Origin of the sequence: Macrococcus epidermidis (assembly GCF_003259695.1) — a bacterium.
Taxonomy (GTDB): Bacteria; Bacillota; Bacilli; order Staphylococcales; family Staphylococcaceae; genus Macrococcoides; species Macrococcoides epidermidis.
Genome location: NZ_PZJH01000005.1, coordinates 69,005 through 82,026, shown reverse-complemented (window position 1 = coordinate 82,026; position 13,022 = coordinate 69,005). Strand labels below are relative to the sequence as shown.

Sequence of the window (13,022 nt, the reverse complement as noted above, 5' to 3'; positions counted from 1 at the left end):
TATAATTCCTCCGAATAGTCTCTTTTATCAATAACACTACTTTATCACGATTTTACATTTCTTTGGTTACAGCATTATTATAAGTAACTTCCTTAAATTACAAATATATTACAGCCTTATCTCAATTCGATACAAAAACCGTCTATCGCTCCGGCACGAGCGATAGACGGTTTAATTTGGGAGGTGTATTAGGATGTGAGGTGTGTGAGTAATGAAGCAATCTAACTTAAAATGGTAGTTGTTGATCTGTTATTTCTTCCTCTGTCATTTCAGAAGAACTATCATTATCTTCGTCTTCAATCACGCTATCATTATGATTAACTGACGATGCAACTTTATCATTTTCATTTTGCGTTGTTTCATTGTGATTAAGAGATGACTCGCCACTGAACTTCTGCACAATTTCTTCTGCTTGTTCCTGAATCTCAGCAGACATCTTTTCGTCTTTATTCAGTTCAGTAGACCATCGCTGATTATATGTTGTTACTGAATCACGTTCTTGTTGAGCTGTCGTTACATTAGAAACTGTTTCCTTTTTGTAATCTGATGTTTCTTTTTTAGCTGCACGATATCCATTAATAACAATTAACTTTTCATCGTATGACAGTTCATCCCATGTTTCATCAGGTGTCTTTTCTTTATTATTACCGCCGAATGAAGGGAGAAACTTAATACTTTCTATTACGATTTCAGTTGAATACCTTGTCTGACCATCTCTTTCATAGCGATTATTATGAATTTGTCCTGTCACACAAATGAGCGAACCTTTCTTACAAAATGAATGTATATTTGTAGCTGTACGATTAAATGCTTTACATCTCAGAAAATCAACAGTACTTTCTTTCGCACCTTTCTTCTTTCCGCGATCAACAGCCAGAAAGAATGATGCAATTTGCAGTTTGTCTGAAAAGTCCTTTAAATCTATATCACTGGAAATCCTACCTGCTAATATTACTTTATTTATCAATGTGTCACCTCCTTTCTTAATAGCACTATATAATGAAAATAAATTGTTGCAAAAATGCAGCAATTCAATTTTAGATATGAAGTACATTCAAAAATTGAATAATGCTTCATTTTCTATCAAAAACGAAAAGATTTTCGATATAAAAAGAAAAATTTTATAATTTGAAAATTATATGTGATAATTTATAATAGATAATGGAGGGATATACATGAAAACGTTTAAAGCAGTAAGATTTCAAATCGTCGAAAACGAATCAGTAACAGAATATGCGCTGCATGACGGTGTTATTATTAATAAAGAAAACAGCGGTACAGGCTGGCTGCTTGAAATCGTTATCGATGATATTCATCTTGAAAAAATGCAGCACTATTTAGATAATGAGACGATGCTCGATACACGTGTTGTTATTACACGTGCATCAAATGATCCTGCCTTATTTGAATCAACTGTAAAACAGATTATTCCTTTAAAAGATAAAATCTCTGTAATCATCGAATGCCACATTTATACGTTACGACAAGTTTATGCAGAGAAGTTACTTGAACAGCTTGTAGTGGACGGACTAAGTGGTCAGGAGCTACTTATCGCATTCAACCGTATGATGAAATCAAAACCAAAATTAAAAGATGAAATAGAAGAATAAAAAAAAGAAGATAATCCAGAAGCCTATGCTTTCCGAATTATCTTCTTTTATTATCTCTCTAAAATTGCAAAACTGATTTCACAGCTACAAGCAATCTCACCATTCACTGTAGCCTTTGCTACACCTTTACCTAATGGGCCTTTTACTCTTGTCATTTCTACTTCTAACTGTAACGTATCACCAGGTGTAACCTGCTTTTTAAATCTACATTTATCAATACCGGTAAACATTGCAAGCTTCCCTTGATTCTCTTCTAACTTTAGCATTGCAACAGCACCAACTTGCGCTAGTGCTTCTACAATTAATACGCCGGGCATTACTGCATATTCCGGGAAATGCCCTTGAAAGAATGGTTCGTTCCCACTTACCTGTTTAATACCAGTACATTTTTTTCCATCTTCTAATTCAATGATTCTATCAATCAGTAAAAATGGATAGCGATGCGGAATAATCTTTTTAATTTCGTCAAAAGTTAGTAATGTTTCCATCAACTTTCACTCCCAGTTAGTTTTAATAAATGTGTCCATGTCGATGGTTTAAATACATCCATCGGAGAATGTAAGATACCATACCCAATCATCATTCCGATAACAAATAAAATTATCATCAATAAGATTACGATACTTACTGTTAACAGAATGGGTATACGTCTATGTATTACTTCTGTGCCATTAATAACACTCACTTTTTGATTTAAGATCGGTCTTTTCAAATCAATCACCCCTCAGGTTTGATTGTACATCATTAAGATTTTACAGTAACTTTTTTATCGCCTGTACGTTCAATTTCCGCACCTAAACTTCTTAATTTAAGATGGAAATCTACGTAACCTCTATCTAGATGATAAAGTTCAGTGACTTTAGTGTAACCTTCAGCTACAAGTCCTGCCAGTATTAAAGCTGCCGCTGAACGTAAGTCTGTTGCTTTTACTTCAGCACCTTGTAACTTACTTTCTGAGACGCGAGCAATACGTTTATCTACTGTAATCTTTGCATTCATCTTAGCAAACTCTGCAACATGCATAAAGCGATTTTCAAACACTGTTTCATGCATCGTACTTTCTTTTGGTAAGACAAGCATAAGCGCCATCATCTGAGCCTGCATATCTGTAGGAAAGCCAGGGTGTGGTAAAGTCTTCACATGAACTTCTTTTAAAGGTTGTTCAGCGCGCAGTCGAATACCAACTTCATCAATTTCAATGATACAACCTGTTTCTTCTAATTTCGCAATAAGTGCCTGCATATGTTCATAAATTGCTCCTTCAACATACACATCACCTTGCGTTAAAGCTGCAGCCACTAAAAATGTTCCGGCAACAATTCTATCCGGTACAATTTCATGTTCCGCACCTTTAAGCGCTTCGACACCATTGATTACGATACGATCAGTACCAGCACCTTGCACATCAGCACCCATCTTATTTAAATAGTTTGCTAAATCAACGATTTCTGGTTCTCTTGCAACGTTATCAATAATTGTCTTTCCTTCAGCGAGTGATGCTGCCATCATAATATTTTGCGTAGCGCCAACGCTCGGGAAATCAAAATAGATTTGTGCACCCTTTAATCTACCATTTACACTACCCATTAAATAACCGTTTGTCTGTGTGATTTCTGCCCCTAAAGCACGTAACCCTTTTAAATGCTGCTCAATTGGACGAGAACCTATCGCACAACCACCAGGCATCGCGACTTCAGCTTTTCCAAAACGCGCTAATAATGGCCCTAACACCAGTACACTTGCACGCATTTTACTAACGTATTCATATGCAGCATGCGTTAATAGTTCTCCACTTGCGTCAACTTCAACAGTATTAACATCTAATCTTTTATATACTTTCGCATTTAAGCCTTCTAAAACGGCAGAAATCGTATCAACATCTGATAAATCCGGTACATTTGTAAATACACTTTTACCTTCAGCAGCAAGAATTGACGCTGTTATAATCGGTAACACTGCATTTTTAGCACCTTCAACTTTAACATGACCCTTTAATTTAGCGCCACCTTTAACGATAATTGTATCCATTTTAACCTCCAAATTAACATAGCTATACATCTATTCTATACCAAATACTTCTTACATGGATAATAAAAACTGTAAATGAGATAAATTTATTAATATTCTTTAAATATAACGTATGTTAATTATAGCACTAAAATAATACCATAATAAGATTTGTTTGCTTAATTAAATCAACGATAAAGTTTGTCACTAAATAGCTTATAGCCATACTGAAACATATTAACAATATTTGAATTTCTCTTGTTTTACCTGCTTTAAATAAATGATCAAAACGCAGTGTCTGTAAACTGTTAAAACTCACGGCTGTGACAGTTAAATATAAAAATACATATGTTAGTGCGTAAATATTCATATTTCTCCTCTACAAAAAAAGTACACAGATAACTGTGTACTTTAAATTTCTTAATTAATTGGCATGTTCAAAGCAGACGCTTTGTCGACAGCCTCTTTTGAAACGGCGTAAAAGAAGCAACTACTTCAACAATAAGTTAACAAAGCTAAAATCAAAAAGCGATTTAGCGCTTTGTTACCTTATTGCTTGTAGCTTAACGCTTCTTTCACAGCCTCTTAGCGATATTTTGCAACTTCTAATCGGTTCATTGCACGATGTAATGCACGTTCTGCGCGGTGGAAATCAACATGTTCTGCTTTGTCTTCTTTCATGCGCTCTTCAGCACGAAGTAATGAAGCTTTAGCTCTTTCAATGTCAATTTCATCAGCTTGCTCAGCTGATTGAACAAGAATCGTAACTTTCTCCGGACGGATTTCAGCAAATCCTTCCGTTACAGCAATATGATCTTTATCATTACCTGAACGTGTAACACGTACGGCCCCAATTTTTAGAGGTGCGACTGTAGGAATATGACCAGCCATCACACCCATTTCACCTGATTCAGTCTGTAATACTACTAACTCTGCTTCATGCTCTGAGTAAACTGAACCGTTAGGAGTGACGATATCTAATGCGATTTTATTCATAGTTCCATCCTCCTAAGAAATTAAACTTCAACACCCATACCTTTAGCTTGTTCTAACACAGCCTCGATGCCACCAACTAAACGGAATGCATCTTCAGGAATGTGGTCGTATTTACCATCTAAGATCGCTTTAAAGTCTTGTACCGTTTGTTGAACTGGTACGTAAGAACCTTTTTGACCTGTAAATTGTTCAGCTACGTGGAAGTTTTGAGATAAGAAGAACTGAATACGACGTGCACGGTTTACAGTCTTTTTATCGTCATCAGATAATTCATCCATACCTAAGATAGCGATAATATCTTGTAACTCACGATATTTTTGTAATGTTGCCTGAACGCGACGTGCTACTTCATAATGCTCTTCTCCAACTACTGCTGGTGTTAATGCACGTGATGTAGACGCTAATGGGTCAACGGCTGGATAAATACCCATCTCCGTTAATTTACGCTCTAAGTTTGTTGTTGCATCTAAGTGAGCGAACGCTGTTGCTGGCGCCGGGTCAGTATAGTCATCGGCAGGTACGAATACCGCTTGGATAGATGTTACTGAACCAACGTTCGTTGACGTGATACGCTCTTGTAATTGACCCATTTCAGTAGCAAGTGTTGGTTGGTAACCAACGGCAGAAGGCATACGACCTAAAAGTGCCGAAACTTCTGAACCTGCTTGTGTGAAACGGAAGATGTTGTCGATGAATAAAAGTACGTCCTGTCCTTGTTCATCACGGAAGTATTCAGCCATTGTTAAACCAGATAATGCTACGCGCATACGTGCACCAGGTGGCTCGTTCATTTGTCCGAATACCATCGCTGTTTTCTTAATAACGCCTGAGTCACTCATTTCGTGGAATAAGTCATTACCTTCACGTGTTCTTTCACCAACACCTGCGAATACTGAGATACCACCGTGTTCTTGTGCGATATTGTTGATTAATTCCTGAATTAATACAGTTTTACCTACACCGGCACCACCGAATAGACCGATTTTACCACCTTTAATGTAAGGTGCTAATAAATCTACTACTTTGATACCTGTTTCTAAGATTTCAACTTTTGTAGATAATTCTTCAAATTTAGGTGCTAAACGGTGAATTGGATCACGTCGAACGCTTGCATCTAATTCTTCACCTAAATCGATTTTTTCTCCTAATACGTTAAATACGCGACCTAAAGTTACGTCTCCAACTGGTACTGAGATTGGTGATCCAGTATCGACTACTTCTGCTCCACGTTGCACGCCATCAGTAGAACTCATAGCGATTGTACGTACAGCATCGTCACCTAAATGAAGGGCAACTTCTAACGCTAACTTCGTAGTTTTGCCTTCTTCACGTTTAATATCTAAAGTTAAGGCATTGTTTAATGCTGGTAATTGACCGTTTTCGAACTTAACGTCGATAACAGGACCCATAACTTGGATTACGTGACCTACTGCCATGTTTATTCCTCCTAAGTGTTATTCTAATGCGGCTGCTCCACCAACAATTTCAGTAATTTGTTGCGTGATTGCTGCTTGTCTCGCACGGTTATATTGTAATGATAAATCATCGATTAATTCTTTTGCATTGTCTGTTGCATTTTTCATTGCCGTCATACGTGATGCATGTTCACTTGCTTTACCATCTAAAATGGCACCATAGATTAAACTTTCCGCATATTGTGGAAGAATAACTTCTAAAATGGCATCTTGATCAGGTTCAAACTCATAGTTAGATAATGAAGATTCACCTGATACTTCATCTTTAGATATCGGTAAAATTTTGCGCTCCTGAACTTCTTGCTCTAGCACACTGATGAAGTGGCTGAAATGCATATAAATTTCGTCATATTCTCCAGTTTCAAAACGTGAAACAGCTTTTTGACTGATATCTTTAATTGATTTAAATGATGGTTGCTCAGAAAGCCCGATAATTTCACCTTCAACGTTATATTCACGCGAACGTAAGAAATCACGACCAACACGACCAATTACTAAAATACCGTATTCAGCAGGATTGTTATTATGACGTTCTTTTATTTTAGCTGTAACGCTTTTTAAAATGTTTGCATTATAAGGTCCAGCAAGACCCTTATCACAAGTGATTACTAAGTAACCTGTCTTCTTAACAGGACGTGACTGCAACATTGGATGGTTTGAGTCTGAACTGTTACCGCCGATTGCTGTAATTGCTTCCTGCATTTTATTCATATATGGATAAAAGCTTTTTGCATTTTCTTCAGCACGACGAAGTTTAGAGTTAGAAACCATGTGCATCGCTTTTGTAATTTGACTTGTTTTTTTAGTCGAATTTATGCGGCCTTTTATGTCTCTAAGAGAAGCCATTTTGTCACCACCTTCTGATTAATTTCCTTTAAAGATTATACTTCTGATTTTCTGAAGACTTTCTTGAATGCATTGAAAGCATCAACAAATGTTTCATCAGCTGGTAAGCCTTTAGTTTCACGGATTTCTTGGTAGATATGTGGTGCATTTGAACCGATCCATGATAATAACTCATCTTCAAAACGTGTAATATCTTCAACAGGAATATCATCTAAGTGACCTTTAGTTAATGCATAAAGAATTGTAACTTGTTTATCAACTGTTAAAGGTTTGTTTTGATCTTGTTTTAATACTTCAACCGTACGTTTACCACGTTCTAATTTCGCTTTAGTTTGTGGATCTAAGTCAGAACCAAATTGTGCGAATGATTCTAATTCACGGTAAGATGCTAAGTCAAGACGTAATGTACCCGCTACTTTTTTCATCGCTTTAATTTGTGCAGAACCACCAACACGTGATACTGATAATCCGGCGTTGATCGCAGGGCGAACACCAGAGAAGAATAAATCTGATTGTAAGAAGATTTGTCCATCTGTAATTGAGATTACGTTCGTTGGTACGTAAGCTGAGATATCCCCTGCTTGTGTTTCAACGAATGGTAATGCAGTGATAGAACCGCCACCTAAATCATCATTTAATTTAGCTGCACGTTCTAACAGACGGCTGTGTAAGTAGAATACATCCCCCGGATAAGCTTCACGACCTGGCGGACGACGTAATAATAATGATAACTCACGGTAAGCTGCTGCTTGTTTCGTTAAATCATCATATACGATTAATACGTGTTTACCATTGAACATGAATTCTTCTGCCATTGCTACACCAGCATAAGGCGCGATGTATAATAATGGAGCTGGTTGAGATGCTGATGCTGATACTACGATTGTGTAGTCTAATGCACCGTGTTGACGTAATGTTTCAACTGCAGTACGTACAGTTGATTCTTTTTGTCCGATCGCAACATATACACAAATCATATCTTCATCTTTTTGGTTAAGAATTGTATCGATTGCAACTGTTGTTTTACCAGTTTGACGGTCACCGATGATTAACTCACGTTGTCCACGTCCGATTGGTACTAACGCATCAATCGCTTTGATACCTGTTTGTAATGGCTCATCAACTGATTTACGATCCATAACACCAGTAGCTGGTGATTCGATTGGACGTGTTTTAGTTGTGTTAAGCGGTCCACGTCCATCAATTGGTTGCCCTAATGGGTTAACAACACGTCCAATTAACTCTTCGCCAACTGGAACTTCCATGATACGACCTGTACGTTTAACTTCGTCGCCTTCTTTAATATCTAAGTAAGGGCCTAAGATTACGACACCTACGTTATTTTCTTCTAAATTTTGTGCAAGACCTAATACACCGTTATCAAACTCGACTAGTTCCCCAGCCATAACGTTGTTTAAGCCATGTACTAAAGCAATACCGTCACCGACCTGGATAACAGTACCTACATCCGTTACTGTCATACCAGACTCGTAGTTTGCAATCTGTGATTTTAGTAACGCACTGATTTCTTCAGCTTTGATGGCCATTGATGTCACTCCTTATAAGAAATTATTGTTTTTGAAACGACTTACTTAATTGATTTAATTCATTGATAACTGAACCATCATAGACTGTCGTTCCGATTGTAGCGCGAATACCGCCGATTAAAGATTCATTAATAACATTTTCAATTAATAATTTTTTATAGCCTGTTTTTTCGATGAATACTTTTCCTAACTCATCTAGTTCTTCAGAAGATAGTGGATAAACAGATTCTACTTTCATCTTAGCTTGTTGATTTGCATTGTTATAATATTCAACGAATGCGTCTACAATACCAGGAATAAGTCCTAATTGTTTGCGGTCAGCTAAGATTTTTAGTAAGTTCATAAGTGGTGCATCCACACCTTTAAATGTTTCTGAAACAAACTGAGTACGTGCTTCTTTAGATACTTTAGGATCTTCAGCAAATGCAGCAAATGTTGAATCATTTACTAATGCCTGCTTAATCTCTAAAAGATCAGAATAAACACCCTGTGCTACACCTTGTCCCTTTGCAACTTCTAATAAACTCTCTGCGTATTTATTTAAGACGTTGGCCATTATTTATCGCCTGCCTCTTGAATAAATTGTTGAACAAGTTGTTTTTGATCTTGTTCGTTAATTTCCTTATTGATTACTTTTTGTGCGATTAATACAGATAATTCAGCAACGCGATCGTTGATGTCTGCAATAGCACGTTGTTTTTCATTTTCAATTTCGACTTGTGCGTCGCTCACGATTTTGTTTGCACGCATATTTGCTTCGTGGATGATTGCTTCTTGTTGTGTTTTAGCTTGTGCTTTAGCATCTTCCATCATGATAGATACTTCATTTTGAGTCTTAGTAAGTAACGCTTTGTTTTCTTCAGCGTAACGTTTTGCATCTTCATTTTGCTTTCTTGCATTGTCAAGGTCAGCATTAATGCCATGTTGACGTTCGTCCATAATATTCTTTAATGGACCCCAAGCGAACTTGCTTAGTAAAGCTAATAATACTAAAAATGCGAATAGTGTAAATAATGCAGTACCCCATTCAACGCCAGGTGCTGCAGTATGTGCAGTTTCGCCTAAAATTAAGAAATTCAAGATTAACGCTCCTTTCATCGCAGTTATGTTCATAAATGAATGGCGAAATCATAGTGACTTCGCCTTAACGAGTTATATTTAAATTAACGGTTCATTACCATGAATGCTACTACTACCGCGATGATAGGAAGGGCCTCAACTAAACCTACACCGATGAACATGATAGTCATTAATGGACCACGTGCTTCTGGTTGACGCGCTACACCTTCAACTGTACGAGATACGATTAAACCGTTACCAATACCTGCTCCTAATGCTGCTAAACCGATTGCGATTGCTGCTGCTAATAAATTCATTAATAATTTCCTCCTAAAGAAATATGATAGTTTTTTTTAATTTTTTATATTAATGGTCATCTGACACTTTATGTGACATATAAACCATTGATAACATTACGAAAATGTAGGCCTGAATTGACCCTACGAAAATTGAGAAACCTTGCCAGATAACTAATGGAATAAATCCACCGATTGCACCAAGTGCACCAAATGTTGTTAATAGACCAGCGAGTAGTCCGAGTAATACTTCACCTGCAAAAATGTTACCGTAAAGACGCAGACCAAGCGTTAATGTAGAAGAGAATTCTTCAATAATCTTGAACGGTACCATAAACCATACCGGCTGAGCAAAACTCTTGAAATAATTGCCGCTCCCACGCATTTTGATACCATAAAAGTGTGTCAGTAGTACCATCAGTGTTGAAAGTGTTAATGTGACTGTTGGATCAGCAGTTGGAGATTTCCACCATAAAGTGTGACCACTTACAATTGCAAATGGTAATCCTAGCATGTTTGCAACAAAAATGAATAATAACAACGTTACAGCTAGAAAATGAAAGCGTCCACCTTTGTTCCACGCCATATTACTGTTGATAATGCCTCTAGTGAAATCGAAAACCCATTCAATGAAGTTTTGTTTACCGTGTGGGCGTACACTTAAGTTACGTGTACAAAGTACCGCAATAATAAATACGATAACTGCAGCTACAGTAATCATCAGCATTGAAGACAGATTAAAAATCAAATCATGTCCAGCGATTTTCAAAGTATAGAGGGGTGATTCGTGTTCCATTTCTTCACCTCTTCCTATATGTATTATTTTTTCAAACTGTTCACCCCATGAATGATAATCATTACATAGGTGAGCATTAGGCCAAGCGCGATCCCTAATAAGTGAAACGTATCAGGATATCTCACCCAGAAGAGGCATGCCATGACCGCTATTAAAAAGCGAATGCCCATACCACTTGAGATGTACAATGCATCACTCTTAATCGCACGCGATAAATTGTGATACCATACAAAAGTACTGATCGCAGACGCAATCGTACCAATAACTAATCCTAACACAAAATCATTATGCGTGAACATAGCGATTAATAAGAGTATTAAGATTAGGTATATAAAATATTGCAGGTATTGCTTAAAAAATGTCTTAAATTCTGACATATTGGGAACTCCTTAGAAATAGTTTTCACGCGGATGAAAACCGTTTCATTCCACATTTTATGATAATATAGGCAAAATACCGTGTCAATGCTATGTCAAAACTTTAGAAACATAAATTTCACGGAAAGTTCACAAATTAGACAAATAATTATGTTTCGTTTAAAAATTTATTAATTTAATTATTTTTCAGATGCTTCTACCTTAAATGGTACCGGTTTTTCCTGTGTCAAGTTAAAATAATATTTTATATGTTCACAAATTCTTTTAGAAGTTTCACCATCACCATAAGGATTGCTTGCTTTTGACATACTTTGGTAAGTCGCTTCGTCTGTTAATAACGTTTTCGTTAACTGATAAATATTTTCTTCTTCAATGCCTGCAAGTTTTAATGTTCCAGCTTTAACACCTTCAGGACGCTCAGTTGTATCGCGAAGAACTAATACAGGTTTACCTAAAGATGGCGCTTCTTCCTGAACACCACCAGAATCAGTTAGGATAAAGTGGCTACGTGCTGCAAAGTTATGAAAATCAATCACATCTAAAGGCTCAATAAGTTGCACACGTGAATGATCTGCTAAATGTTCTGAAGCAATTTCACGCACTTTAGGATTTTTATGCATTGGATAGACTACTTCAACATCTTCAAATTCATCCACAATACGGCGAATCGCTTTAAATATATTATGCATTGGCTGTCCAATGTTTTCTCTGCGATGGGCTGTAAGTAATACTACTTTCCTACCATCAGCTTTATCTAATATTTCAGAAACATAATCATCTTTTACAGTCGTCTTTAAAGCATCAATCGCAGTATTACCGGTAATAGCGATTTTATCTGCCGGTTTATTCTCATTCAGTAAGTTTTGTGCAGCTTCTTCCGTCGGTGCAAAGTGAATATCAGCAAGTACACCTGTCATTTGGCGATTCATTTCTTCCGGGAAAGGAGAATATTTCTGGAAAGTACGTAATCCCGCCTCTACGTGACCGATCGCAACTTCGTTATAGAAAGCAGCAAGACTACCTGCAAATGTTGTCGTTGTATCGCCATGCACTAAAATCATATCCGGCTTAGCTTCCTGAATCACTTCTTCTAAGCCTAAAATTACGCGACTTGTCACTTCTGATAACGTTTGTCCTGCTTTCATTATGTTTAGATCATAATCTGGCGTAATATCAAAGATTGTTAATACTTGATCCAGCATTTCTCTATGCTGCGCAGTTACTACTACAATTGGTTCTAATTCCGGATCTTCTTTTAAAGCGAGTACAAGAGGGGCCATCTTAATCGCTTCAGGTCTTGTACCAAAAATCGTCATAATTTTTTTCATGATAATCTCCTAGATTCTTATTTTGTACCAAATAATCTATCGCCAGCGTCACCTAATCCAGGGACGATATAGCCATGGTCATTTAATTTCTCATCTAATGCCGCGATATAGATATCTACATCAGGATGTGCTTCTTGTAATAACTTAACACCTTCTGGCGCCGCAATTAAACACATAAAACGAATTTTAGTAGCGCCACGTTTCTTTAACGAATTGATCGCTTCAATTGCAGAACCACCTGTCGCAAGCATTGGGTCAACGACGATAAAGTCACGTTCCTCAATATCCTGAGGTAACTTTGCGAAGTATTCAACAGGTTGCAGCGTTTCAGGATCACGGTATAATCCGATATGTCCGACACGGGCTGCCGGAATTAACTTTAATACACCATCAGTCATACCTAACCCTGCGCGTAAAATAGGCACAACAGCCATCTTCTTACCTGACAATCGTTTCGCTGTCATTTCAGTAACGGGTGTCTTCACTGTAACATCATCTAATTCTAAATCGCGCGTAACTTCGTATGCCATTAACATACCTACTTCATCTACAAGCTCGCGGAATTCTTTCGTTCCTGTCTGCTCGTCTCGAATGTAACTCAACTTATGTTGAATTAATGGGTGATCAAAAACATGGACTTTGGCCATAATCATCTTCTCCAAACTATATTGTATTTATTTCTTTT

17 protein-coding genes are annotated in these 13,022 nt (G+C 37.1%); 1 reads left to right on the top strand and 16 read right to left on the bottom strand.

All coding sequences use genetic code 11. From position 1 onward, the window contains the following. Positions 1–226: 226 nt before the first annotated feature. Positions 227–967, bottom strand: coding sequence for a single-stranded DNA-binding protein (locus BHU61_RS10415; RefSeq protein WP_170122536.1), 741 nt, complete (start codon positions 965–967; stop codon positions 227–229). 208 nt (positions 968–1,175) lie between these two features. Between BHU61_RS10415 and BHU61_RS10410 the strand changes: the two genes are divergently transcribed. Further along, positions 1,176–1,610: a YwpF family protein gene (locus tag BHU61_RS10410; RefSeq protein WP_111716701.1), complete on the top strand. Its 435-nt coding sequence runs from the start codon at positions 1,176–1,178 to the stop codon at positions 1,608–1,610. 50 nt (positions 1,611–1,660) lie between these two features. Here BHU61_RS10410 and fabZ read toward each other — a convergent pair whose 3' ends face one another. From fabZ to upp, 15 genes are all read right to left on the bottom strand, one after another. Further along, positions 1,661–2,098 carry a 3-hydroxyacyl-ACP dehydratase FabZ gene (gene fabZ, locus BHU61_RS10405; protein WP_111716699.1) on the bottom strand — a complete coding sequence of 146 codons (438 nt, stop codon included), beginning with the start codon at positions 2,096–2,098 and terminating at the stop codon, positions 1,661–1,663. Continuing rightward, positions 2,098–2,322, bottom strand: a complete 225-nt coding sequence (locus BHU61_RS13600; protein WP_239243277.1) for a DNA-directed RNA polymerase subunit beta — start codon at positions 2,320–2,322, stop codon at positions 2,098–2,100. The genes fabZ and BHU61_RS13600 overlap by 1 nt, the downstream gene beginning before the upstream one ends. 32 nt (positions 2,323–2,354) lie before the next feature. Next, positions 2,355–3,638, bottom strand: coding sequence for a UDP-N-acetylglucosamine 1-carboxyvinyltransferase (murA, locus tag BHU61_RS10395; protein WP_111716698.1), 1,284 nt, complete (start codon positions 3,636–3,638; stop codon positions 2,355–2,357). A 127-nt stretch (positions 3,639–3,765) separates the two neighbouring features. Further along, complete coding sequence (locus BHU61_RS10390) at positions 3,766–3,987, bottom strand: DUF1146 domain-containing protein (protein ID WP_111716696.1); 222 nt, start codon at positions 3,985–3,987, stop codon at positions 3,766–3,768. Between the two features lie 215 nt (positions 3,988–4,202). Continuing rightward, a complete protein-coding gene (locus BHU61_RS10385) occupies positions 4,203–4,613 on the bottom strand; it encodes a F0F1 ATP synthase subunit epsilon (protein ID WP_111716694.1) in 411 nt (136 codons plus the stop codon). A 20-nt stretch (positions 4,614–4,633) separates the two neighbouring features. Continuing rightward, positions 4,634–6,049: a F0F1 ATP synthase subunit beta gene (gene atpD, locus BHU61_RS10380; RefSeq protein WP_099581428.1), complete on the bottom strand. Its 1,416-nt coding sequence runs from the start codon at positions 6,047–6,049 to the stop codon at positions 4,634–4,636. An 18-nt stretch (positions 6,050–6,067) separates the two neighbouring features. Continuing rightward, on the bottom strand, positions 6,068–6,934 hold the full coding sequence (gene atpG, locus BHU61_RS10375) for an ATP synthase F1 subunit gamma (protein WP_111716692.1): 867 nt from the start codon (positions 6,932–6,934) through the stop codon (positions 6,068–6,070). Between the two features lie 35 nt (positions 6,935–6,969). After that, on the bottom strand, positions 6,970–8,481 hold the full coding sequence (gene atpA, locus BHU61_RS10370) for a F0F1 ATP synthase subunit alpha (RefSeq protein WP_111716690.1): 1,512 nt from the start codon (positions 8,479–8,481) through the stop codon (positions 6,970–6,972). Between the two features lie 22 nt (positions 8,482–8,503). Continuing rightward, positions 8,504–9,037, bottom strand: a complete 534-nt coding sequence (gene atpH / locus BHU61_RS10365; RefSeq protein ID WP_111716688.1) for an ATP synthase F1 subunit delta — start codon at positions 9,035–9,037, stop codon at positions 8,504–8,506. Beyond that, a complete protein-coding gene (locus BHU61_RS10360; protein WP_111716749.1) occupies positions 9,037–9,579 on the bottom strand; it encodes a F0F1 ATP synthase subunit B in 543 nt (180 codons plus the stop codon). The genes atpH and BHU61_RS10360 overlap by 1 nt, the downstream gene beginning before the upstream one ends. Positions 9,580–9,644: 65 nt before the next feature. Continuing rightward, complete coding sequence (gene atpE / locus BHU61_RS10355) at positions 9,645–9,857, bottom strand: F0F1 ATP synthase subunit C (protein ID WP_041636195.1); 213 nt, start codon at positions 9,855–9,857, stop codon at positions 9,645–9,647. 49 nt (positions 9,858–9,906) lie between these two features. Continuing rightward, positions 9,907–10,632, bottom strand: coding sequence for a F0F1 ATP synthase subunit A (gene atpB / locus BHU61_RS10350; RefSeq protein ID WP_111716687.1), 726 nt, complete (start codon positions 10,630–10,632; stop codon positions 9,907–9,909). 23 nt (positions 10,633–10,655) lie between these two features. Further along, on the bottom strand, positions 10,656–11,009 hold the full coding sequence (locus BHU61_RS10345; RefSeq protein ID WP_111716685.1) for an ATP synthase subunit I: 354 nt from the start codon (positions 11,007–11,009) through the stop codon (positions 10,656–10,658). Between the two features lie 179 nt (positions 11,010–11,188). Further along, positions 11,189–12,337, bottom strand: coding sequence for a non-hydrolyzing UDP-N-acetylglucosamine 2-epimerase (wecB, locus tag BHU61_RS10340; protein WP_111716683.1), 1,149 nt, complete (start codon positions 12,335–12,337; stop codon positions 11,189–11,191). A 17-nt stretch (positions 12,338–12,354) separates the two neighbouring features. Continuing rightward, entirely contained in the window at positions 12,355–12,984 is a 630-nt protein-coding gene (gene upp / locus BHU61_RS10335) for a uracil phosphoribosyltransferase (RefSeq protein WP_099581446.1), read from the bottom strand. Positions 12,985–13,022 lie beyond the last annotated feature (38 nt).